This window comes from Halorubrum sp. 2020YC2 (assembly GCF_018623055.1).
Lineage (GTDB): Archaea > Halobacteriota > Halobacteria > Halobacteriales > Haloferacaceae > Halorubrum.
Genome location: NZ_CP076019.1, coordinates 2,166,479 through 2,187,017 on the forward strand (window position 1 = coordinate 2,166,479; position 20,539 = coordinate 2,187,017).

Genomic DNA, 20,539 nt, shown 5'->3' on the forward strand with positions numbered 1-20,539 from the left:
CGATCGACGACAGCGAGCCTACGCGGCGTCCTCGATCGCCGCCGTGAGGAGGTCGCAGCCGAGGTCGACCTCGCGTTCGGTGACGTCGAGCGGCGGGAGGATCCGGAGGACCTCGTGGCCGCACGCGAGCGTCAGGAGGCCGCGCTCGAACGCGTGCTCGACGACGGCGTCCCGGCGCTCCTTCGCGTCAAACTCGACCGCGAGCAGCAGCCCCTTCCCGCGGATATCGTCCACGGGGTCGAGGCCGGCGTCGCGCATCGTCTCCTTGAACTGCCGACCGCGCTCGACCGCGTTGTCCATGAGGTCCGCCTCCTCGATGGCGTCGAGCGTGAGCGCGCCCTGCGCGGAGGCGATCAGGTCGCCGGCGCCCCACGTCGAGGAGATGCGGCCGGCCTCCTCGGGGAACACGTCGCTCCGCGAGACGGTTGCCCCCACGCGGAGCCCCTTCGCGCTGGATATCACGTCCGGGTCGTACGCGTAGTGGTCCGAGCCCCACATCTCGCCGGTGCGGCCGACCCCCGACTGGATCTCGTCCGCGATCAGCGTGATGTCGTGTTCCTCGGTGACCGCTGCTATCTCGTCGGTGAACGCCTCCGAGGGGAACCGGTAGCCGCCCTCACCCTGGATCGGCTCCATGATCAGGTACGCCACGTCGTCGGGGTGGACGTTCCCCCGCTTCGGGTCGAGCTTCTTCCGGAGCCGAGAGACCCCGTCAGCGAAGAAGCCGCACGAACAGGTCTCCGGCGAGCAGGTCCGGTCCTCGCAGAACGGGACGTCCATCACCCCGCTGACCTCCGGGAAGTCGCGGCGGTAGACGGACTTCGAGCGGTTGAGCGAGAGCGCGCCCAGCGTCCGGCCGTGGAACGCCCCGTCGAAGGTGATCGCGTACTTCGCGCCGTCCGAGGCGTCGTAGGCGATCTTGATGGCGTTCTCGACCGCCTCCGCGCCGGAGTTCGAGAGGAAGACGGTGTCCATGTCGTAGTGGCTCGTCAGGTCGGTCAGGCGGTCCATCAGCCCCGAGGCGCCGGGGACCCCGTCGCCCGGCCCGAGGCCGCCCGCGGCGTAGAAGTCCTGCCCGGCGATCTTCAGCGGGTCGACGAGGTCGAACTCCGCGAGGCGGTCCATGATGAGCGGGTTGTTGTACCCGAGCGGCGCGGCGGCGACGTGGCTGGTGAAGTCTAAGAGGACGTTGCCGTCGACGTCGGTACAGAACGGCCCCTCGGCGGGGGCGGTGCGGTCCCAGACGAACTCGTAGACGTAGGTGCTCGGCGCGGCCGACTCGTGGTGGTACTCGACCCACTCGCGAGCGCGCTCGCCCGGGAGGTCCGTGACGGCGGGCGTTGCGGTGTCGCGATCCATGGGTCGCGGTGGCACGCGGGTGAAATAAATCCGGGGCGATCGCGAAACCTTTGGAGAATTCTCCAACCGTTCCGCGATCGATCGTCGCCCGCGCCGGAGACCGGACCCGCCGCCGCGACGCCTCGAAACGAGCGTTCGGTTTCGGTACGGAAGGAGGTTCAAACTGTGACAAAGTGCCATAACTCGTGAGATTTTTATAGAATCGCAACCATACTCTCGACTGAGTTCGAGGTGGTCAACAATGCCCATGCTCGAACCGGCGAACGCGTGGACGCAAGGACTCGACTTCCCGAGCCGACTGTTCGAATCCGGTAGCAACGACTACGAACTGTACGAGGAGGACGGCGAGTTCGTCCTCTCGGTCGAACTCCCCGGGTTCGACCCCGCGGAGATCACCGCCTCGTGGAACGACGGCGTGCTCAACGTCGCCGGCGAACACGAGGACGAGCGCCGCGGGACCCGTCGGACGTACCACCGGCGGTTCCGCTTCCCGAAGGCGATCGACGAGGACGGCATCGAGGCCGAGTACCGGAACGGCATCCTGACGGTTCGGCTCCCCGTGACCGTCGAGGGCGCCGTCTCCGGCACGGAGATCGAAATCGAGGGCTGACCGCGCCCTCGGTCGCGACCCCTTCGGTCTCCGGCCCCCGACTCCGAGCGACCGGCGCGGTGTCGGTCGCCCCCTTCCGCGTTCCGCCCTTCGTTTTCCGATCCCGTTCCCGCTCCCCCTCCCGCTTTCCGACCGCTCGGATCGTCGCAGGGCGGAGCGCCCCGACCCAGCACGCCTTTTAGCTCCCGTCGCCACGGGAGACGCATGAACCGCGAGGAGTTCGCCGCCAGCATCGACCACACCGTCCTCGGTCCCGAGACGACTCCGGCCGACGTGCGGACCGTTCTCGACGAGGCCGCCGCCCACGGGATGAACGCCTGTATCCCCCCGTGTTACGTCGACGAAGCGATCGAGTACGAGCGCGACCCCGAGGCGATCGCCACCGTGGTCGGGTTCCCCCACGGCCAGCACGCGCCCGAGGTCAAGCGCGACGAGGCGGTCGCGGCGTGGGAGGCGGGCGCCGACGAGGTCGATGTCGTGATCAACGTCGGCCGGCTGAAGGCGGGCGACGACAGCGCGGTGGCCGACGAGCTCTCCGACGTCGTCGCGGCCGTGCCGGTGCCCGTGAAGGTGATCATCGAGACCGCCCTCCTCGACGACGGCGAGAAGCGCCGCGCCTGCGAGGCCGCCGTCGCCGCCGACGCCGACATGGTGAAGACCTCGACCGGGTTCGCGGACGGCGGCGCGACCGTCCCGGACGTCGAACTGATGAGCGAGTACCTCCCGGTGAAGGCCTCCGGCGGCGTCGGCTCCTACGAGGAGGCGACGGAGATGCTCGACGCGGGCGCGGTCCGGATCGGCGCCTCCTCCGGGGTCGAAATCATCGAGGGCTACCCGGAGTGACGGGCCGGCCCGCCGTTCTCCGTGGCTGAGAATCCCGCTGGGCGGATTTATGTTCGGAGCGCGTACGGAGGGGTATGAGCCACCAACCGGGATCGGAAGGCTTCGATCTGGACGCGGCGTTCAAGGCGTTCGGCGCGGTCGGGATCGCTATCTCCGTCGCGCTCATCGTCGGCGTGTTCGCGCTGACCGACCCGTTCGGCGAGTACGTCACCGCGTCGCCGGCCGTCTTCGGCACCTTCCTCTCCGCCGCGCTCGTCGCCGCGGTGGGCTACACGACGTACGCCCTTCGCCGGCGCTGACGAGGCCCGCGCGCGCGCCGCGGCGGGGACGCCGCTCGCGAACTCGACCCCTCGTGCCCGTCGCCCCGCGCCCGGCGCCGGGAGACATAAACCGCTCGCGGGCCGACGGTCTCGCATGCCCGACGAGGCGACCGACGCGGCGGTGGAACGCTTCCTCGATAGAGCCGCGGCCGCGCTCGACGACTACGACGAGGGGTACGCCGACGCGGACGCGACGCTGGCGACCCTACGCACGCACGTCGACGAGCTGTCCGCGAGCGTCGAGGAGAACGGAGACGACGGAGAGTCGTAGCCGGAGGATCCGGAGCGGCCGCGGGAGTGCGCCGCCGGATCCGCTACGGCCCGGCTCCGATCAGCTCTCGGACGCGACCGACGTACTCCGCGAAGGCGGCGTCGCCGCGCCGGCGCGGGCGCTCGACGTCGACGTCGACGACCTCGCGGACGCGGCCGGGGTCGGCCGCCATCACGACGACCCGGTCCGCGAGCGTCACCGCCTCCGCCACGTCGTGCGTGACGAAGAGGACGGTCTTCCCCGTCGACGCCCACACGTCGAGTAGCTCCCGCTGGAGCATCTCGCGCGTCTGCGCGTCGACCGCGCCGAACGGCTCGTCCATCAGGAGGAGGTCCGGGTCGACCGCGAGCGACCGGGCGATGGCGACGCGCTGTTTCATCCCGCCCGACAGCGATTTCGGGTAGGCGTCGCGGAACTCCGTCAGCCCGACGAGGTCGAGCATCTCCTCGACCCGCGCCTCGCGCTCGTCCGGCGAGCGGTCGCTCCGTTCGAGTCCGAACCCGACGTTCTCCGCGACGGTGAGCCACGGGAACAGGTGGTACTCTTGAAACACCACGCCCATGTCCGTCGTCGGGCCCGTGACCTCCGTCCCGTCGAGGAGGACGCGCCCGTCCGTCGCCCCTGTCAGCCCGGCGACGATCCGGAACAGCGTCGTCTTCCCGCAGCCCGACGGCCCGACGAGGCAGACGAACTCCCCGTCAGCGACCGAGAACGACACGTCGTCGAGCGCGCGCACCGAGGCGCCGTCGCCGGGATACGTCTTCCCGACCCCGTCGAGCGCGACGCTCGCCGCCGCGGCGGAGAGGGAGGCGCCGTCGGATCCGACCGGATCGTCGCCGTTCACGCCCGCCACGCCAGAACCCTCCGTTCGACCGCGCGGAACGCCACGTCGACGAGCAGGAACATCAGGCTCAACACGAGGATGTACGCGATCGCCCGGTCGACGCGCAGGTTGTTGCTGGCGCGGATGATCTCGCGGCCGACCCCGGGGACGCCGAATATCTCCGAGGCGACGACGAGCATCCAGCACCGCCCCAGTCCGGTCCGGATCCCGGTCATGATGCCCGGCATCGACGCCGGCAGGACGATCGACCGGACCGCGTCGAGGTCGCCGCGGACCCCGAGCGTCCGCCCCACGTCGAGGAGGTCCTCGCTCACGCCCTCCACGGCGCCGTACGCCGCGTAGAAGTTGATCCAGAACGCGCCGACCGCGATGATGAATGCCGCGCCCCAGTCGTTGATCCCGAACCACGCGATGGCGAAGCCGATGAGCGCGAGCGGCGGGACCGGGCGCAGCGTCCGGACGAGCGGCGCCGTCAGGTCGTCCAGCAGCCGGCTCCAGCCGAACGCGACGCCGGCGGCGACGCCGAGGCCCGTCCCGGCGATCGTGCCGGGGATCCAGTGGCCGACGCTCTGGAGCAGCGCCGCCGTCATGTCGCCCGAGGCGAGTTCGCTCGCGAACGCCCCGGCGACCGCGACCGGCGAGGGGAGGACGAACGGGTCCTGCGTGAGCGAGACGCCGTGCCAGACGAGGAGGAACCCCGCGACGCCGACCGCCCCGCGGAGCAGCCGCCGGCCGTCGCCGAGTCCGACGCTCGCGAACCCCTCCTCGCTGCCGACGGGCGATCCGGTTTCGGTCGCCATCAGAGCGAGTCGTACACCTCGAGGTCGAATATCGCGTCGTTCGACAGCTGCTCGTCGATCTGATCGTTCCCGGCCGCGAACTCGGAGAACACCTGCGTCGCGTCCGTGATCTCGTTGGGGTCGGTGATGAAGTTCGACAGCGGCGAGTCGAGCGCGTTCCGCGCGCGCTCGACGGGCATCCCGATCCCCTCGTTGACGTGTTCGGCCGTCGCGTCCGGGCTCTCCTCGATGAACTCGGTCGCGCGGACGTGCTGTTCGAGGAACTGCGCCGCGAGCGGCGAGTCACGCACCGCGTCGCTCATCAGGGTGACCGCGGCGGGCTGGCCGGGGAGGACCTCGGCCGCGGTCCGGAGTATCGTCACGGACGAGTCCTCCGCCTGCGCGATGGTCGGCACCGGCTCCATGATCGAGGTGCCGTCTATCTCGCCGTTGGCGATCGCCTGATACACCGCGTCGGCGCCGTTGATCTCGATTATCTCCACGCTGTCGTTCGCCTCGACGTCGACGCCGACGTCGCGGAGCCAGTAGCGGAGCAGCACGTCCGGGACGCTCCCCTGCGGGAACGTGCCGAAGGTGAACGGCTCTCCCTGCTCTGCCTCCCACGTTGCGAACGCGTCCGCGCCCTCCTGCTCGAACGTCTCGTGGAAGGATTCCTCGGCCATGATCCCCATCGGCTCCCGGATGTTCGCGGCGGTCACCCGCGCCGAGATGCCGCGGTCGATCGCGATCATCGCGGGGACGATACCGAACATCGCGACGTCGATGTCGCCGCCGCTGAGCGCCTGAACGATCGCCGGCCCGTTGCCGAACTCCTGCCCGCTGATCTCGGCGTCTATCTCGGAGAAGTACCCCTCTCCCTCCATCACGTACCACTGGAGGTCGGGGTAGATCGGCATGTGCGCGACCGTCAGTTCGTCGAGTCCGCCGCCGTCGCCGCCGCCGATACAGCCGGCGAGTCCGACCGTCGCGGTTCCTCCCGCGGCCGCGAGGAATGACCGCCGCGACGCGGTTCGCGATGATTCGTACATACAAATAGAAGCGGCTCCGCGAGCAACACCCCCGCGCCACCAGCAACGAGCGCAGGTACCGATGACGGCGGTAACCAGAGAAAACGCCGTCCGAACGCCTGAAGTCGGTGCTGAAACGGCATGAAGAGATAGACAGCGTCACCGAATGGCGCAATTATTGCTGGCGTCCGTGCGGAGGCGCTCGCTCGCCGGCCTGTCCTCTACCCGCCCGTCGGCCTGTCCTCTGCCCGCTCACCGGCCGGCCTGCGTACCCACCGGCGCGCAAGCAGGCCGGCTCTCCGGCGTCTCAGCCACCCGGAAGCCGGTCACGGCCGCGCGGTCACGGCCGCTCGGTCGCCTCCTCGTCGAACAGCCCGAGGTCCTCGGCGACGAGGTCCGCGAGGCGCTCTTTGATCGCCGGGTCGACCTCCGCGACGGCCTCGCCGTCGTGTTTCTGGGCGTTGTGTTTGTCGAGCGCGTCCGCGAGGTCGTCGAGGGGGACGCGAGTCTCCGTCTCGCACTCGTCGCACACGATCGGGACGGACGGCTCGTCGGTGGACATTGTCCGGACGATCGCCCGTGTCGGATATATGCCTTCGGGCGCGTCGCCGGTCGCCGGGAGCGCGCCGGCCGGCCGACGCGCCGAACCGCCACCGTCTATTGACCCCGTCGCGAACCTTCGGCCATGTACGTTCTCGTGACGGGGGCTGCGGGCGGGATCGGCGGCGGGGTCGCGCGCTCGCTCGCGGCCGCCGGCCACGACGTCCTCGGCGCCGACCGCGACGCGGACGGGCTGGCCGACCTGCCCGACGCGGTCGAGACCGCGGTCGTCGACCTCCGCGACGAGGCGGCCGTCCGGGAACTGCTCGCGGACCGCCCCCTCGACGCGGTCGTCTCCTGCGTCGGCGGCTACGAGATCGCGGCGGTCGAGGACACTTCCGTCGAGGCGTTCCGGCGACAGCTGGACGCGAACCTGACCGCGGTCCACGCGACGGTCGCCGCGGCGGTCCCGGCGCTGCGCGAGCGCGGCGGCCGGATCGTGGTCGTCGGGTCGATGGTCGGCTCGGTCGCGCTGCCGTACCACGGCGCGTACAGCGCCGCGAAGGCCGGACTCGACGGCTACGTCGACGCGCTCCGCCGGGAGGTCGGACCCCGCGGGGTCGACGTCGCGCTGGTCGAGCCCGGGCCGGTCCCGACCGGCTTCAACGAGCGGGCCGCCGCAGCGGTCGCGGGCGCGGACGGCGAGGGGCCGTACGCCGACGCCTACCGCGAGTTCGAGGGGTACTCCCCGGCCGCCACGGACCTCGAAACGGTCGTCGAGCGCGTTGTGACCGCGGCGACCGCCGACCGGCCGCGGACCCGTTACCGCGTGAGCCGGCGGGCGCGGTGGCTGCCGCGGCTCGCGCGGGTCCTCCCCGACCGGCTGTACGACCGGCTCGTCCGGGCGGGACTCCCCGGCGGACTCCTGTGGCGGCTGCTCCACCGGTGAGTCGCGGCGCCGCGCGTCGGGGGCGCCGGGTCGGGGACCGCGTCGGCCGTCAGTCGTCGGCCGCGCCGGAGGCGGGTTCCTCGGCGTCGGCAGCGGTCTCCGTCCCGGGGGGCTCGGCCTCGTCCGTCCGCTCGTAGAACTCCTCGGGCGAGGCGTCGATCCGCTCAAACTCGCCGAAGTCGCGCTCGTGGTGCCGGATGATCTGCTCGACGGTCCACGCGCTGTAGCGCTCGGAGTACTCCCAGTCGCCCTCGCCGTCGTCGACCTCGAACCGGTCGTCGGTGGCGAGGGCGGCGTACAGGTGATAGAAACCGAGGACGACGTCACCGAACTCCTCCGCCTCGCCGCCGATCTCGCGGCGCTTCTCGACCAGTTCCTCGCGGCCCGCGTCGGTGAGCGCGAAGTACTTGCGGTCCGGCTCGTCGTCGCGCTCGACGCGCTCCGCGACCCCCTCCTCCTCGAACTTGTAGAGGATCGGGTAGACGGAGCCGTAGGAGGGCTCCCAGTGACCCCCGCTTATTTCCGTGATCTCGCCGAGCAGCTCGTACCCGTACCGGGGGCGCTCGTCGAGCAGCTCCAACACGAGATACGAGATCAGTCCTTTCGGCGGGCCGCTTTTCCGCATCGTTTCAGTTTTTCGGGGTCGGGTCGAAAGGGTTTCGATCACGGCGATCACGGCCAAACGACCGCGCTGAGAGCGATTGCCGGTCGGGGGCGGTGACTGGCCGCGTCAGCTCAGGTCGGCGCGCCGGAAAACGAGGTACCCGACCGCGAGCGGAACCGCGGCCCACGCGACCATGACCGTGAGGAACACGACGGGGCTGAGAAACGCCGGCGCCGGGCCGCCGGTCGCCGCCGCCACGCCGGCGTCTCCGAGCAGCGTCCGCTGGACGAGCGCGTTGTAGGCCCCCGTCGGGCTGAGCCCCCGCACGAGCAGGAACCAGGCAAGCACTCCGGCACCGGGGAGCCGGCCGGTGACCAGCAGGTGGACGCCGTTCGGGGCGAGGTCCCAGAGGAGCGTCAAGCCGAGGTACGCCGTGATCGCGAGCGTCATCGCCCGAGCCCGCGTCGCCGTGACAGCCGAGATGCCGACCGCGATGCCGAGGAACGAGACGGCGAGCAGCACCGTCAGCGCCGTCGTCGCGAGGAACGCGACGACCGGGAGTCCGCCGTAGAGGACGGCCGTGACGCCGCCAGAGATCGCGAAACCCGCGGCGATCCCGCCGGCGACCGCGGCGCCACGGCCGAGGAACTTCCCGGCGAGCACCTCGCCGCGCGACGGCGGGAGCCCGAGCAACACCTTCAGGCTCCCCGACTCGCGCTCGCCCGCGACCGAGAGGTACGCCGCGATCAGCGCCATGATCGGGACGAGCAGGCCGGCGAACTGCGACGCGCCGCCGATGGCCGCCTCGGGGCCAGCCCCCACGTCCGCCTCGGGGACGAGCAACGGGAGCGCCGCCGACAGCGACGACATCGCGGCGACCACCGCGACGATCGCCCATACCACCCGGGAGCGGAGGGCATCGCCAAACTCCTTGCGCGCGATAGTCAGGCGGACCCCGCCCGCGGTCATCGCTCCGCCTCCACGGCGGCCTCCGGGTCGGCTCCGGTCGGCGTCGCTCTTCCCGTGTAGGCGCTGAAGAGGTCCTCCAGCGACGACTCGGCGATCCCCACGTCGAGGACCGCGGCTCCGTCCTCGCGCACCCGGTCGATGACATCGACCTTTGCCGCGGCCTCGCCGACGCGCACCCGGATCGTCCGGTCGTCGACCGCGACGTCGTCGACGCCGGGAACGTCCCCGAGCGTCAGCGGCTCCGGGACGGCGTCGACCGTGAGCGTCACCGTCGAGCCCGCGTCGATCGCGTCGCGGAGCCCGTCGATGGTGTCGACGGCGACGAGCCGCCCGCGGTCGAGGATCGCGACGCGGTCGCAGACGGCCTCGACCTGGCTGAGGATGTGGCTGGAGAAGAACACCGTCTTCCCGCGGTCGGCGCGTTCGCGGGCGATATCGCGGACGAGCCGGACCCCGTTCGGGTCGAGCCCCGAGGAGGGCTCGTCGAGGATCAGCACGGCGGGGTCGCCGACGAGCGCGATCCCGAGCGCCAGCCGCTGGGTCATTCCCTTGGAGTAGCCGCCGACGGCGCGGTCTGCCGCCGCGGCTTCGAGGCCGACGCGGTCGAGGAGATCGTCGACGTCGTCGTCCGCGTCTTTCAACGCGATCGCGTACGCTAGGTTCTCCCGCCCGGTGAGCCGCTCGTAGAGCCCGTACCCGTCCGGGAGGATGCCGACCCGCTCGTGGACGGCGCGCGTCTCGGCCTGCGCGTCGTGGCCGAGGACGGTCGCGCTCCCGGCCGACGGCCGGACGTAGTCCATTATCACGTCGATCGTCGTCGACTTCCCCGCGCCGTTCGGGCCGAGGAAGCCAAATATCTCGCCGGCGTACACCGTCAGGTCGAGGTCGTCGACGGCGGTCACGTCGTCGCCGTATCGCTTCGTCAGGCCGCTCGTCCGAACGGCGACAGGCCTGTCGTCGGGCGACGCGGTCGGGTCATCGGAGGGGCGCGTCTCAGCGGGCATATCGCCCGCAACGTAAAGCGCGTATAAAACGCTATGCGGCCGGCGCTGCGCCGCGACCGTAGTCCCGTTTCCGGTGCGCGGCATCCGCGACCGTGGTCCCGTTTCCGGTGCGCGGCATCCGCGACCGTGGTCCCGTTTCCGGTGCGCGGGACGACCCGCAAGCCCCTAAGTCGCGGGGACCCAACCCCGCGTATGGTCGAGGCTCCACAGACCGCCGAAGGGTGGTTCTCGCTACACGACTTCCGCTCGATCGACTGGGACGCCTGGCGCGAGGCGCCCGAGTCCGAGCGGCGGCGAGCGATCGAGGAGGGCAAGGCATTCCTGAAACACCGCGAACTGATCGCAGACGCCGACGCGGGCGAGTCGGCGCTGTTCTCCGTGCTCGGGCACAAAGCCGACCTCATGTTCCTCCACTTCCGGCCGTCGCTCGACGATCTGTCCGCCATCGAGCGCCGCTTCGAGGACACCGCGCTCGCGAAGTTCACCGAGCGCGAGACCTCCTACGTCTCGGTCACCGAGGTGTCGGGGTACGTCTCGGACGACTACTTCGAGGAGGGCGCCGACGCCATCGACGAGGGGCTCAAGCGGTACATCGAGGGGAAGCTGAAGCCGGAGATTCCCGACGACGAGTACGTCAGCTTCTACCCGATGAGCAAGCGCCGCGGCGAGGAGCACAACTGGTACGACCTCGAGTTCGAGGAGCGCGCCGACCTGATGGCCGGCCACGGCGAGGTCGGCAAGGAGTACGCCGGCAAGATCAAGCAGGTGATCGCCTCCTCCGTCGGCTTCGACGAGCACGAGTGGGGGGTCACGCTGTTCGGCGCCGACCCGACCGACATCAAGGACATCGTCTACGAGATGCGGTTCGATCCCGCCTCCTCGCGCTACGGCGAGTTCGGGGACTTCTACGTCGGCCGCCGGTTCCCCCCGAGCGACCTCGACGCCTTCCTCGCCGGCGAGACGGTCCCGGCCGGGCGCGACCCCGACGAGGACGCGGCTGGCCACGGCGAGGGCGGCGGGCATCACGGCGAGGGCGGCGGCCACGGCGAGGGCGGCCACGGCGACGACGGACACGGCCGCGGCGAGGGTCACGGTCACTCCGGCGCGGGCGGCGGCTCGGCCCACGGCGACCACCCGCACGGCGAGGACGAGACCGGCGGCGAGGGCGACCACCCGCACGGCGAAGGCGGCCACGACGGCGGTGAGGGGGGCGAAGAGGCCTCGGACGAGGATATCCGCGGCGAGCTTGCCGACCTCGACATCTACGCCGGAAAGCCCCACGGCGAGGACGTGTACGCCACGGTGCTGTACAGCGAGGCCGACGTGGACGAACTCTTCGACGAGGTCGAGGGGCTGCGCGGCAACTTCGACCACTACGGCACCCACGTCAAGACCGCGGTGTACGAGGGGCGCCACACCGACCGCGCCGCGGTCGTCTCTATCTGGGACACCGCGTCGGCGGCGGAGACCGCGGGCGGCTTCCTCTCGGAGCTACCCGACATCGTCGCCCGCGCCGGCGAGGAGTCCGGCTTCGGCACGATGGGGATGTTCTACACCGTCAAGCCCGACTACCAGACGGAGTTCGTCGACACCTTCGACGACGTGGGCGACCTGCTGGCCGAGATGGACGGCCACGTCGAGACCGACCTGATGGTGAACGTCGAAGACGAGAACGACATGTTCATCGCCAGCCAGTGGAACGCGAAGGAGGACGCGATGGCCTTCTTCCGCTCCGACGAGTTCTCCGAGACCGTCCAGTGGGGCCGCGACGTGCTCGCCGATCGACCGCGACACGTGTTCTTGGCGTAACGGCTGGACGACTGGCGTCTTTTATAAGTGTCTGTCGGCGCGTTCGGTAGTTTATACGCGGTTATCGATAGCGAGGCGAGTTCCGTCGAAACCCTCGGTCGGTAACTTATAAATAATCGATAGCGAATCGACGGCAAACACCCTCAAATATCCAGTCAATCACTTATAAACTGTTGTCAGCAGACCCGCGGCGACAACCTCCAAAGCCCCAGCCGCCCTCGCGACTGCCCCTTTGAGTCCCGCCCCGCCCGGCACAGCAACCGCCGGAAGACGTTCCTGCTCGCTCCGTTCGCTGTGCGGGCTGCGACTTCCGTGCTCCCGCTCGCTCCCTCCGGTCGCTCGCGGGACCGCAGCCTCACGCCTCCCCAGCCTCGTCGCTCACGCCCTGCGGGCGTTCGCGACTCCCTCGCGCGTGCTGCTCCGCGGCCGCCGAGGGCGGCCGCTCGCAGGCACGCGCCACCGCCTCGTCCGGCATTTATCAATCGTGTCGCCGCTGCGCCGCCGTGCCCGGCCTTCGTCGACCACGGACCCCTCCCCCGACCGCCGGGTTTTAGGTGTCGCTGCGGCGAACGAGGCTCTATGTTCGACACCATCGTGGTCGCGACCGACGGCTCCGACAGCGTTCAGCGGGCCGTCTCGGTCGCGGTCGACGTGGCGGCGCGGTTCGACGCCGAGGTCCACGCGGTGTACGTCGTCGACGCGGGCGAGGTGGAGTCGTCGCCGGACACGGTCCGCGAGGACCTCCGCGACGCGCTCGACGACGAGGGGCGCGACGCGCTCGACCGCGTCGCGGACGCCGCGCACGACCGCGACGGCGACCTCGACGTGACGATCGAGGTCCGGGAGGGACGCCCGGCCTCCGAAATCGACGCGTACGCCCGCGACGTCGACGCCGACGTCGTCGCGATGGGAACCCGGGGGCGCCACGGGGAGAACCGCTTCCTCATCGGTTCCGTCGCGGAGCGCGTCGTCCGGACCTGCCCGATCCCGGTGTTGACGGTGCGACAGCTGACCGACGAGAGCCCGCGCCGGACGACCGTCTGAACGCCGAGACGGCGACGCGCTCACCGCCCGCCGCGAGAGCGGCGGAGTTTTCCGGCTGCCGCCCGCCTCGACGGTATGGACGACGATCTCATCGAGACGGGGGACGCCCCCCGATCGCGGTACACGAAACTTCCGGGGAAAGGCTTCTTCTACCCCGACTCGCTGGACGACGAGCGCGCGGAGCGGCGGGCGCGGGAGGCGATCGAGGGCAGCGAGGCGGTCGTGATAGCCGACGGCGACGCCGACGGCCTCGCCTGCGCCGCGATGATCCGCGAGGCGTACGGCGCCGCGCTCGACGTCGCTCCCTTCGAGGACGCCATCGCGGCGCGGCTGGCGGACGACGACGAATCGGACGAAACGGCGGAAGACGACGGGGAGACCGCAGACGACGAGGGCGACGACCCCCTCGCGGACGCCCACGCCGAGTCCCCGGTCGGGCTGCTCCCCGCGGGCCCGTACTCGATCGACACCGCGCTCGAACGCGTCGAGGCGTACGCCGACGACGGCATCGATCTGTTCGTCTGTGACCTCTGTCCCGACGACTACGAGTGGATCGCGGAGCCGCTGGAAGCGCTCGCGGAGTCGGCCGACGCGATCCGCTGGTTCGACCACCACCAGTGGGACGACGGGACCGCAACCGCGGTCCGCGAGGCGGGCGTCAACCTCGTCGTCGGGGACTCCGACGAGGAGTGCACCGCCGACGTGACGCTCCGGTCGCTGGAGGGCGCGTTCGACGAGCGCTGGACCGAACTCGCGGCGGTCACGCGCGACCACGACCTCTGGATCAAGGAGGACCCGCGCTCGGACGACCTCGCGGACTACTCCTACTGGGCCGGCGCCGAGGAGTACGCGGCCGTCGTCGGCGCGTACGGCGTCGACCTCCCCGAGACGGTGCGGTCGTTCGTCGAGGACCGCCGGGTCGAGAAGGAGGCGCGAATCGACCTGGCCGTCGACCGCGCGGTCACCCACGAGGTGGGCGACTGGCGCGTCGCGGTCACCTACGGGCGCTGCTCGCAGAACGAGGTCGCGGAGCGGCTCCGCGAGGCGGGCGCCGACGCCGCCGTGATCGTCAAGCCCGCGGGGTCGGCCTCCATCCGCGGCTCCGACGACTTCCGGCACGCCCACGAGGTCGCCGGCCGAGTGAACGGCGGCGGCCACCCGCAGGCCGCGGGCTGTAAGCCCGACATCTACGACGACATGCTCGATTACGCCCACCACTGGGGCACGGAGGGACAGGCGTGCAAGCGCGTCATCCTCGCCGCGTTCGAGGCGGTGGCCGAGGAGGTCGCGGCCGACGCCTCGGACGCCGACGGGGCCGCGGCGGCCGAGTAGGTCGATGCCGGAGGTGTTCGTCGCCGGGGAGACGCTCGTCGACTTCGTGCCGGACGGGGGCGAGACGCTGCGCGACGTCGACGGGTACGCCCACCGACCCGGCGGCGCGCCCGCGAACGTCGCGGTCGGGCTGGCGCGGCTCGGCTCGCCGCCCGCGTTCTGGACGCGCCTCGGTGACGACGCGTTCGGCGCGTTCCTCGCGGAGACGCTCGCGGCCGAGGGGATCCCCCGGACGCACGTCGAGCGCGTCGAGGGAAAGACGACGCTCGCGGTGGTGTCGCCGCCCGACTCCGCCGGCCCCCGATTCGGCTTCTACGGCTCGCGCGACGCGACGTTCGGGTTCGATCCCGACGCGGTCCCGACGGACGTGCTGACGGGGAGGGGCCCCCCACCGTGGGTCCACCTCGGCGGCGTGGCGCTGACGCACCCGGACGGGCGGGCGGCGACCCGCGGACTGCTCTCGGCGGCGACCGCCGCGGGCTGTCCGGTCTCGTTCGACGTGAACTACCGCTCGGACATGGTCCGAGACGGCGACGCCGAGGCGGTGTCGACCGCGGTCCGCGAGGCGGTCGCCGCGAGCGACGTGGTGCTGTACAGCGACGAGGACGTGGCCGCGGCCGGCCTCTCGACGAGCGAGGGAACTGGGCTGGCGCGCGACCTGCTCGAACTCGGGCCGCACACCGCGGTCGTCACGCTGGGGAGCGACGGGGCGCTGGCGGTCAGTTCGGACGCCGCCCCGTGGGGCGCCGCGACGGTCCGACACGGCGGCTTCGCGGTCGAGACCGTCGACGCGACCGGCGCGGGCGACGCGTTCGCCGCGGGGGCCCTCTCGCGGCTCGCCGGGACGTCAGGCGAAACATCCGGAGGCGGCGACGGAAACGACCTCGGGGAGGCGCTCGCGTTCGGCAACGCGACCGCCGCGCTGTCGGTCCGGTCGGTCGGCGGGATGGGGTCGATCCCGTCGCGAGACGAGGTGGCGGCGTTCCTCGCGGAGCGGGAGTAAGGGGAGGAGAAGCGGACGGAAAATCCGGGGCGTCGCTTACGAGGAGGACGGCGACATCTCGATGTTGAGGCTCTTCTGGACCAGCTGGGTGAACGCCATCGAGCAGAGGAAGTACCAGAGGATCCACATCTGGATCGGGCCGACGATCCCCGTGTCCCAGGTGACGCTGCCGGCGAGCGGGACGACGAGCTCCTGGGCCGCGACGGCAGGGTACGCGGCGTCCGACCCGCGGTAGCCGATCACCCAGAACATCCAGAGGAACGCGGGGATGGTGAGGAACATGATCCACACCATCGGGCGGAACTGCTCTTTGAACATGCCGAGCTGGTCGCCCATCGCCTCCATCTGCTCTTCTTGGATCTCGTCGAGCGCCTCGTCGTCGTCGCGCTCCTCGGCCTCCTTCCGGCGCTCTTGGATGTCTTTCATCCGGTCTTGGTACGCGCTCATCTTCTCCATGTCCATCAGCCCGGCGCGCAGCAGCGTCGAGTACAGCCCCGTGCCGAGCGCGATGACCATGATCACGACGTAGAAGGGGACGACGTTCAGGAGGGGCCCGAGGACCACGTCGATGGCGCCGGCGATCGCGTCGCGGACCGGGCCGACCGCGTAGCCGACGAACGCGCCGACGGTCGCCAGCCCGGCCAGCTTGTCCCACTTCGACCAGCTGGTCGTCTCGGGCGTCTCTACGTCGCTACCGTCCGAGTCGTCCTCCAGACCGGCCTCGACCTCGTCGCGGTCGGCCAGCGCGAACCCCTCCTCGCCGTCGACGAGGATCTCCTTCTCGATGAGCCGGCCCCACTGCCCGCTCGTGATCTCGTCGCGGACGTCGACCCAACGGACCTCGCCGCCGCTGGCGTTGTCGAGGACGATTTGGATGGCGTCCCGCATCTCGCCGTCCTCGCGGACCAGCGAGCGGACTCGCCGTTCGACTTTGCTCATTAGCGGCCGATTAGCGGTCGACGGTTAAGAACCTTGCAGGATCGCCGCTCGGATCGCCGCCGAACGGCGTCGCAAGGATGATTCCCAATAGCGGCGCGAATCAGTTCCGACAGCGCCGCGAATCAGTTCTCGACGACGCCGCCGATCCGGTCGAAGACCTCGTCCGGGGCCGCCTCGCCGTCGACCTCGACGAGGACGCCCTCGTCGCGGAAGTGGTCGACCACGGGCTCGGTGTTCTCGTAGAACACTTCGAGGCGCTCGCGGGCGGTCTCCTCGGTGTCGTCCTCGCGCTGGATCAGTTCGCCGCCGCACTCGTCGCAGACGCCCGCCTCCTCGGGCGGCTGGAAGTCGACGTGGAAGTTCGCGCCGCAGTCGTCACAGACGCGGCGGCCGGTGAGGCGGTCGACGAGCACCTCCTCGTCGACGTCCAGGAGGATCACGGCGTCGAGATCCGTAATCTCCGAGAGGTACTCGGCCTGGTCGAGGTTGCGCGGGTAGCCGTCGAGCACGAACCCGTCGGCGTCGTCGAGCGCGGCCTCGACGATCTCGTTGACGACGGGGTCGGGCACCAGTTCGCCCGCGTCCATGAACGACTTCGGCGTGCCGTACTCCGTCTCCATCTCCTTGTTCGCGCGGAGCGCGTCGCCGGTCGTGACGTGCTCGACGCCGTACTCGTCGGCCAGCTTCGCGCTCTGTGTCCCCTTCCCCGCGCCGGGCGCCCCCAACAGCAGAATTCGATGGCTCATGGTGGAGCGGTCGCGCGCCGCCCCTAAAGGGTTGAAGATTCCGGCCAACCCTACTCGTCGCCGTCGGCCGCGTCGGCCGCGGCAGAGCCCTCCCCCGCCTCGTCCTCCGCGCGGAGCCGCAGTCCCATCTCCAGTTCGAAGCTCTCGGCGTCGGAGGTCTCGAAGCCGATCTTCTTGTACAGCGAGACCGCGGCGCGGTTCCACCGCTCGACGGTGAGCCACACCTTCCCGACGCCGTTCGCCTGTCCGTGGCCGAGCAGCCCCCGAATGAGGTGCGTGCCGATCCCGGCGCGCTGGTAGTCCTGGTGGACGAAGATCGCCAGTTCGTAGGCGTCGCCGTCGGGGACGAGCGTCGCGTGGCCGGCCGCCTCGTCGCCGCACCAGGCGATCACGTTGTAGCAGTCGCCGGGGAGGATCGCGTCCAACCACTCTCGGATGCGCTTCTCGCCGCCCGGCGGGATCCCCTGCGCGCGGTCCGCCGGGTCGAAGTCGTCGTACATCTCGACGAGCGCCTCGTGGGCCTCGTCGTTCCCCTCGTACGGCCGGATCTCGATCTCGCGGTCCTCGCGGTCGGTGAACGCGGTCGGCGGCGGCGGGAACTCGTCCGCGACCGCGTCCGGGTACCCTCGGTCGCTCATCTGACCAGCGTGACCGACGTCTTGGCGTTCAACAGGACGAACTCCGCGATCGACCCGATCGTGATCTTGCCCATCGGACTCGTGTGGCCGCCGCCGAGGACGATCTCCTCGAACCCCTCCGTCTCGGCCAGCTCCACGAGCCGGCTCCCGGGGTCGCCCCCGACGCGCCTGACGTCGGCGTCGATCCCGGCCTCGTCGACCGCCTCTCGGGCGCGCTCAACGACCTCGTCGGGCGACACCGAGGAGTCCTCGTTGTCCACCACGGCGATCGTCAGGTCGTCGTCCGCGACCGCCGCCCGGTCGACCGTCCGGTCGAGCGCGCGGAACGAGTCGTCGCTGCCGCCGATCCCGCAGAGCACCTTCATGCCCCACCCGTCCACGCGACGGTACAAAAGTGGATCTCCGGGCGACCGACCACCGACAAGGCTTTTGCCCGCCCGCGGGGTTTCGAACGTATGAGCGATCACACCGGTTCGGCGGCCGACTCGGCCGACGAGACCGGCGACTCCGCCGCGGACCGGTCCCCCGCCGAGGACCGGTCGTCCGCCGAGGGCGGCGACGGGGGTCCCGATTCCCGTCCGGCCGACGAACCGGACGAGGAGACACCGACCGCGGGGTCGGACGCGGGCGACGACGACCGGGACGCGACCGGCGAGGAGACTGGCGAGGCGACCGAGGAAGAAACCGGCGAGGATGTGCCGCGCGACGTCCGTAAGTACGAGCGGTTCAAGAAGATGGACGGGGCGCGCTACGAGCGCGTCAACGAGTTCCTCCGCGACCGGACGTACATCACCGCCCGCGAGTGGGCGATCGCGCGGCTCTGCGCCGACTTCCGCACGGAGACCGGCGTCGAGATGACGAAGATAGGCGAGAACCTCCCCGAGTTGGTCCCGTTCATGACCGACACGTACACGCCGCAGGCGGTCAATCAGGCGCGCTACTCCTTCGAGGAGAAGGTGACGAAGGCGGGCGCGACGTTCCTCTACGGGGCGATGTCCGGCTTCTTCACCGCCGAGGACTTAGACGAGATGATGTACGAGGTGACGGAGGTGGCGAAGTTCCTCCTCGAAGTCGAGGGCGTCGACCTCGCGGTCGCGGACGAACTGGAGGCGGAAGACAAGATCAGCGAGGTGATGCGCGACGTGCGCGCCTCCTCGGCCGACCTCCGCGGCGAGGAGGTGCGCTGCCCCGAGTGCGGTCACGTCCACGAGCCGGCAGAGGAGTGACGATGGACCGCTTCCCGGAGGCGCTCGACGCGACGCCGGACCCGACGCTCGTCGTCGACGGCGACGGCGTCGTCCGCGCCGGGACGCCGAGCGTCAAGGCGGCGTTCGGACTCGACCCGGGCGACCTCTCCGGCCGGTCGATCGGCGACGTGTTCGAGGACCCGACCGAGTCGGAGTGGGACGAGTCCCGCTCGATCGCGGCCTTCGAAACCGACTGCGACGGTGAGTCCGCCGTCCCCGGCGGCGACGGGGGCGACGACGGTTCCCCGCACGACGTGAGCGCGCTGATCGGCGCGGTTCGCGGGGACGAGGCGCGGTCGCTCGCGGACGGGTTCGAACTCGTCGTGCGCCGCGGCGACGGCGTCCCGGTCCCGGTCCGCGTCAGCGTCGGGCCCTTCGACCTCGACGGCGACCCGCACGCGGTCGTGACGGCGGTAGACGTCTCCAACGAGCGGACGCGGCGGCTGGCGCTCCAGCGCCGCACGGAGACGCTCGAATCGCTCCACGAGGCGACCCGGGAGCTGCTGAAGACGACCGACAGGGAGGCGGCGGCCGAGGCGGCGGTGTCGTACGTCGACGACGTGCTGGGCCACTCCCTCGCCGCGATCTGGCTGTACGACGAGCGGCGGGAGGCCCTCGAACCCGTCGTCTGGACCGACACCGCCGACGCGGTCGTCGGCGACCACCCGACGTTCGCGGCCGACGGGCGGAGCATCACCTGGGAGGTCTTCGAGAGCGGCGAGCCGACGTACGTGGCGGACGTCGACGCCGACCCCGACCGCTACAGCGACGACGCCACGATCCGCAGCGAACTCGTCGTGCCGCTGGGGCGGTACGGGGTGTTGAACGTCGGCGCCACCGTCCCCGGCGCCTTCGACGACTCCGATCTCGCGGTGGCGCGCGTCTGGGCGGCGACGGTGACGCTGGTGCTGGTCCGCATCGAGCGTGAGCGACAGCTCCGGCGCCGGGAGGCCGAAGTGGCACGCGAGCGCGACCGGCTGGAGGAGTTCGCCAGCCTCGTCTCGCACGACCTTCGGAGCCCCCTCAACGTCGCCGCCGGCAACCTCGAACTCGCCAGCGAGCGGCTCGCGGAGGAGTCGGTCGACGTCGGGGAACTGGACGCCGTCGAGCGCTCGCTGGACCGGATGGACGCGCTCATCGAGGACCTGCTCGCGCTGGCCCGTCAGGGCGCCGGCATCGACGAGACGGAGCCGGTCCCGCTGGCCGACCTCGTCGCGGCGTGCTGGGAGACCGCCGACACCGAGTCCGCGACGCTCGCGGTCGAGACGGACGCGGTCGTCGCCGCCGACCGGAGCCGCCTGCGGCAGGCGCTGGAGAACCTCTTCGTCAACGCGGTCACCCACGCGGGACCGGCGGTGACCGTCTCGGTCGGCGCGCTGCCCGACGGCGACGGGTTCTACGTCGCTGACGACGGTCCCGGGATCGACTCCGCCGACCGGGGGACGGTGTTCGAGGCCGGCGTGACGTCGGACCCCGAGGGTACCGGCTTCGGGCTGAAGATCGTCGCGGAGGTCGCCGAGGCGCACGGGTGGACGGTCGAGGTCACCGAGAGCGAGCCCAGCGGCGCCCGGTTCGAGTTCCGCGGCGTCGACGTCGAACCGAACGGCGCGGGCGGCGAGTAGACGAACAGCGAGTCGACGGGCGGCGAGTAGGCGGGCGGC

Annotated in this window: 23 protein-coding genes; 11 read left to right on the forward strand and 12 right to left on the reverse strand. The window is 70.9% G+C overall.

Annotated elements, in window-relative coordinates; all coding sequences use genetic code 11:
• Window positions 1-18: 18 nt before the first annotated feature.
• Window positions 19-1,359, reverse strand: coding sequence for an aminotransferase class III-fold pyridoxal phosphate-dependent enzyme (locus KI388_RS10840; protein ID WP_215086640.1), 1,341 nt, complete (start codon window positions 1,357-1,359; stop codon window positions 19-21).
• 247 nt (window positions 1,360-1,606) lie between these two features.
• On the opposite strand from KI388_RS10840, the gene KI388_RS10845 reads away from it, so the two are divergent.
• From KI388_RS10845 to KI388_RS10860, 4 genes are all read left to right on the forward strand, one after another.
• On the forward strand, window positions 1,607-1,969 hold the full coding sequence (locus KI388_RS10845) for an Hsp20/alpha crystallin family protein (protein ID WP_215088786.1): 363 nt from the start codon (window positions 1,607-1,609) through the stop codon (window positions 1,967-1,969).
• Between the two features lie 204 nt (window positions 1,970-2,173).
• Window positions 2,174-2,812 (forward strand): deoxyribose-phosphate aldolase, encoded by a 639-nt coding sequence (gene deoC / locus KI388_RS10850; RefSeq protein ID WP_215086641.1) that lies wholly within the window; start codon window positions 2,174-2,176, stop codon window positions 2,810-2,812.
• Between the two features lie 74 nt (window positions 2,813-2,886).
• Window positions 2,887-3,111 (forward strand): hypothetical protein, encoded by a 225-nt coding sequence (locus tag KI388_RS10855; RefSeq protein WP_215086642.1) that lies wholly within the window; start codon window positions 2,887-2,889, stop codon window positions 3,109-3,111.
• A 115-nt stretch (window positions 3,112-3,226) separates the two neighbouring features.
• Window positions 3,227-3,403 carry a hypothetical protein gene (locus tag KI388_RS10860; RefSeq protein WP_215086643.1) on the forward strand — a complete coding sequence of 59 codons (177 nt, stop codon included), beginning with the start codon at window positions 3,227-3,229 and terminating at the stop codon, window positions 3,401-3,403.
• Between the two features lie 43 nt (window positions 3,404-3,446).
• Here the strand turns inward: KI388_RS10860 and KI388_RS10865 are convergent, their stop codons facing one another.
• From KI388_RS10865 to KI388_RS10880, 4 genes are all read right to left on the reverse strand, one after another.
• The gene (locus KI388_RS10865; RefSeq protein WP_215086644.1) at window positions 3,447-4,256 is read right to left on the reverse strand and encodes an ABC transporter ATP-binding protein; all 810 of its coding nucleotides are present in this window, start codon (window positions 4,254-4,256) and stop codon (window positions 3,447-3,449) included.
• Entirely contained in the window at window positions 4,244-5,047 is an 804-nt protein-coding gene (locus KI388_RS10870; RefSeq protein WP_215086645.1) for an ABC transporter permease, read from the reverse strand. Before KI388_RS10870 ends, KI388_RS10865 begins: the two co-directional genes overlap by 13 nt.
• Complete coding sequence (locus KI388_RS10875; RefSeq protein WP_215086646.1) at window positions 5,047-6,075, reverse strand: ABC transporter substrate-binding protein; 1,029 nt, start codon at window positions 6,073-6,075, stop codon at window positions 5,047-5,049. The genes KI388_RS10870 and KI388_RS10875 overlap by 1 nt, the downstream gene beginning before the upstream one ends.
• 319 nt (window positions 6,076-6,394) lie before the next feature.
• Complete coding sequence (locus KI388_RS10880; protein WP_215086647.1) at window positions 6,395-6,616, reverse strand: hypothetical protein; 222 nt, start codon at window positions 6,614-6,616, stop codon at window positions 6,395-6,397.
• Between the two features lie 123 nt (window positions 6,617-6,739).
• On the opposite strand from KI388_RS10880, the gene KI388_RS10885 reads away from it, so the two are divergent.
• Window positions 6,740-7,543, forward strand: a complete 804-nt coding sequence (locus KI388_RS10885; RefSeq protein WP_215086648.1) for an SDR family NAD(P)-dependent oxidoreductase — start codon at window positions 6,740-6,742, stop codon at window positions 7,541-7,543.
• Between the two features lie 49 nt (window positions 7,544-7,592).
• Here KI388_RS10885 and KI388_RS10890 read toward each other — a convergent pair whose 3' ends face one another.
• The 3 genes from KI388_RS10890 to KI388_RS10900 form a co-directional block, all read right to left on the reverse strand.
• Entirely contained in the window at window positions 7,593-8,168 is a 576-nt protein-coding gene (locus KI388_RS10890) for a PadR family transcriptional regulator (protein ID WP_215086649.1), read from the reverse strand.
• Window positions 8,169-8,273: 105 nt separating this feature from the next.
• Window positions 8,274-9,116 carry an ABC transporter permease subunit gene (locus KI388_RS10895; protein ID WP_215086650.1) on the reverse strand — a complete coding sequence of 281 codons (843 nt, stop codon included), beginning with the start codon at window positions 9,114-9,116 and terminating at the stop codon, window positions 8,274-8,276.
• Window positions 9,113-10,120 (reverse strand): ABC transporter ATP-binding protein, encoded by a 1,008-nt coding sequence (locus KI388_RS10900; protein WP_215086651.1) that lies wholly within the window; start codon window positions 10,118-10,120, stop codon window positions 9,113-9,115. Before KI388_RS10900 ends, KI388_RS10895 begins: the two co-directional genes overlap by 4 nt.
• 192 nt (window positions 10,121-10,312) lie before the next feature.
• On the opposite strand from KI388_RS10900, the gene KI388_RS10905 reads away from it, so the two are divergent.
• The 4 genes from KI388_RS10905 (at window position 10,313) to KI388_RS10920 (ending at window position 15,308) form a co-directional block, all read left to right on the forward strand.
• A complete protein-coding gene (locus KI388_RS10905) occupies window positions 10,313-11,929 on the forward strand; it encodes a heme-binding protein (RefSeq protein ID WP_215086652.1) in 1,617 nt (538 codons plus the stop codon).
• Window positions 11,930-12,508: 579 nt separating this feature from the next.
• On the forward strand, window positions 12,509-12,973 hold the full coding sequence (locus KI388_RS10910) for a universal stress protein (protein WP_215086653.1): 465 nt from the start codon (window positions 12,509-12,511) through the stop codon (window positions 12,971-12,973).
• Window positions 12,974-13,048: 75 nt separating this feature from the next.
• Window positions 13,049-14,305, forward strand: a complete 1,257-nt coding sequence (locus KI388_RS10915) for a phosphohydrolase (protein WP_215086654.1) — start codon at window positions 13,049-13,051, stop codon at window positions 14,303-14,305.
• 4 nt (window positions 14,306-14,309) lie between these two features.
• Window positions 14,310-15,308 carry a PfkB family carbohydrate kinase gene (locus KI388_RS10920; protein WP_215086655.1) on the forward strand — a complete coding sequence of 333 codons (999 nt, stop codon included), beginning with the start codon at window positions 14,310-14,312 and terminating at the stop codon, window positions 15,306-15,308.
• A 36-nt stretch (window positions 15,309-15,344) separates the two neighbouring features.
• On the opposite strand, the gene KI388_RS10925 is transcribed toward KI388_RS10920, so the two are convergent.
• From KI388_RS10925 to KI388_RS10940, 4 genes are all read right to left on the reverse strand, one after another.
• Complete coding sequence (locus KI388_RS10925) at window positions 15,345-16,247, reverse strand: DUF106 domain-containing protein (RefSeq protein ID WP_215086656.1); 903 nt, start codon at window positions 16,245-16,247, stop codon at window positions 15,345-15,347.
• Window positions 16,248-16,369: 122 nt separating this feature from the next.
• Window positions 16,370-16,993 (reverse strand): adenylate kinase, encoded by a 624-nt coding sequence (locus tag KI388_RS10930; protein ID WP_215086657.1) that lies wholly within the window; start codon window positions 16,991-16,993, stop codon window positions 16,370-16,372.
• A gap of 50 nt (window positions 16,994-17,043) precedes the next feature.
• Window positions 17,044-17,631, reverse strand: coding sequence for a GNAT family N-acetyltransferase (locus KI388_RS10935; RefSeq protein WP_215086658.1), 588 nt, complete (start codon window positions 17,629-17,631; stop codon window positions 17,044-17,046).
• Entirely contained in the window at window positions 17,628-17,996 is a 369-nt protein-coding gene (locus KI388_RS10940; protein WP_215086659.1) for a universal stress protein, read from the reverse strand. The genes KI388_RS10935 and KI388_RS10940 overlap by 4 nt, the downstream gene beginning before the upstream one ends.
• A 90-nt stretch (window positions 17,997-18,086) precedes the next feature.
• On the opposite strand from KI388_RS10940, the gene KI388_RS10945 reads away from it, so the two are divergent.
• Both KI388_RS10945 and KI388_RS10950 read left to right on the forward strand, forming a co-directional pair.
• The gene (locus KI388_RS10945; protein ID WP_215086660.1) at window positions 18,087-18,857 is read left to right on the forward strand and encodes a DUF5806 family protein; all 771 of its coding nucleotides are present in this window, start codon (window positions 18,087-18,089) and stop codon (window positions 18,855-18,857) included.
• A gap of 2 nt (window positions 18,858-18,859) precedes the next feature.
• A complete protein-coding gene (locus KI388_RS10950; RefSeq protein ID WP_251133143.1) occupies window positions 18,860-20,500 on the forward strand; it encodes a GAF domain-containing protein in 1,641 nt (546 codons plus the stop codon).
• Window positions 20,501-20,539 lie beyond the last annotated feature (39 nt).

What these genes read in the sequence shown, in the direction of transcription:
- KI388_RS10840 (WP_215086640.1), bottom strand. Translation starts at nt 1,359, where the DNA reads ATGGATCGCGACACCGCAACGCCCGCCGTCACGGACCTCCCGGGCGAG.
- KI388_RS10845 (WP_215088786.1), top strand. Translation starts at nt 1,607, where the DNA reads ATGCTCGAACCGGCGAACGCGTGGACGCAAGGACTCGACTTCCCGAGC.
- deoC (WP_215086641.1), top strand. Translation starts at nt 2,174, where the DNA reads ATGAACCGCGAGGAGTTCGCCGCCAGCATCGACCACACCGTCCTCGGT.
- KI388_RS10855 (WP_215086642.1), top strand. Translation starts at nt 2,887, where the DNA reads ATGAGCCACCAACCGGGATCGGAAGGCTTCGATCTGGACGCGGCGTTC.
- KI388_RS10860 (WP_215086643.1), top strand. Translation starts at nt 3,227, where the DNA reads ATGCCCGACGAGGCGACCGACGCGGCGGTGGAACGCTTCCTCGATAGA.
- KI388_RS10870 (WP_215086645.1), bottom strand. Translation starts at nt 5,047, where the DNA reads ATGGCGACCGAAACCGGATCGCCCGTCGGCAGCGAGGAGGGGTTCGCG.
- KI388_RS10875 (WP_215086646.1), bottom strand. Translation starts at nt 6,075, where the DNA reads ATGTACGAATCATCGCGAACCGCGTCGCGGCGGTCATTCCTCGCGGCC.
- KI388_RS10880 (WP_215086647.1), bottom strand. Translation starts at nt 6,616, where the DNA reads ATGTCCACCGACGAGCCGTCCGTCCCGATCGTGTGCGACGAGTGCGAG.
- KI388_RS10885 (WP_215086648.1), top strand. Translation starts at nt 6,740, where the DNA reads ATGTACGTTCTCGTGACGGGGGCTGCGGGCGGGATCGGCGGCGGGGTC.
- KI388_RS10890 (WP_215086649.1), bottom strand. Translation starts at nt 8,168, where the DNA reads ATGCGGAAAAGCGGCCCGCCGAAAGGACTGATCTCGTATCTCGTGTTG.
- KI388_RS10895 (WP_215086650.1), bottom strand. Translation starts at nt 9,116, where the DNA reads ATGACCGCGGGCGGGGTCCGCCTGACTATCGCGCGCAAGGAGTTTGGC.
- KI388_RS10900 (WP_215086651.1), bottom strand. Translation starts at nt 10,120, where the DNA reads ATGCCCGCTGAGACGCGCCCCTCCGATGACCCGACCGCGTCGCCCGAC.
- KI388_RS10905 (WP_215086652.1), top strand. Translation starts at nt 10,313, where the DNA reads ATGGTCGAGGCTCCACAGACCGCCGAAGGGTGGTTCTCGCTACACGAC.
- KI388_RS10910 (WP_215086653.1), top strand. Translation starts at nt 12,509, where the DNA reads ATGTTCGACACCATCGTGGTCGCGACCGACGGCTCCGACAGCGTTCAG.
- KI388_RS10915 (WP_215086654.1), top strand. Translation starts at nt 13,049, where the DNA reads ATGGACGACGATCTCATCGAGACGGGGGACGCCCCCCGATCGCGGTAC.
- KI388_RS10920 (WP_215086655.1), top strand. Translation starts at nt 14,310, where the DNA reads ATGCCGGAGGTGTTCGTCGCCGGGGAGACGCTCGTCGACTTCGTGCCG.
- KI388_RS10925 (WP_215086656.1), bottom strand. Translation starts at nt 16,247, where the DNA reads ATGAGCAAAGTCGAACGGCGAGTCCGCTCGCTGGTCCGCGAGGACGGC.
- KI388_RS10930 (WP_215086657.1), bottom strand. Translation starts at nt 16,993, where the DNA reads ATGAGCCATCGAATTCTGCTGTTGGGGGCGCCCGGCGCGGGGAAGGGG.
- KI388_RS10935 (WP_215086658.1), bottom strand. Translation starts at nt 17,631, where the DNA reads ATGAGCGACCGAGGGTACCCGGACGCGGTCGCGGACGAGTTCCCGCCG.
- KI388_RS10940 (WP_215086659.1), bottom strand. Translation starts at nt 17,996, where the DNA reads ATGAAGGTGCTCTGCGGGATCGGCGGCAGCGACGACTCGTTCCGCGCG.
- KI388_RS10945 (WP_215086660.1), top strand. Translation starts at nt 18,087, where the DNA reads ATGAGCGATCACACCGGTTCGGCGGCCGACTCGGCCGACGAGACCGGC.
- KI388_RS10950 (WP_251133143.1), top strand. Translation starts at nt 18,860, where the DNA reads ATGGACCGCTTCCCGGAGGCGCTCGACGCGACGCCGGACCCGACGCTC.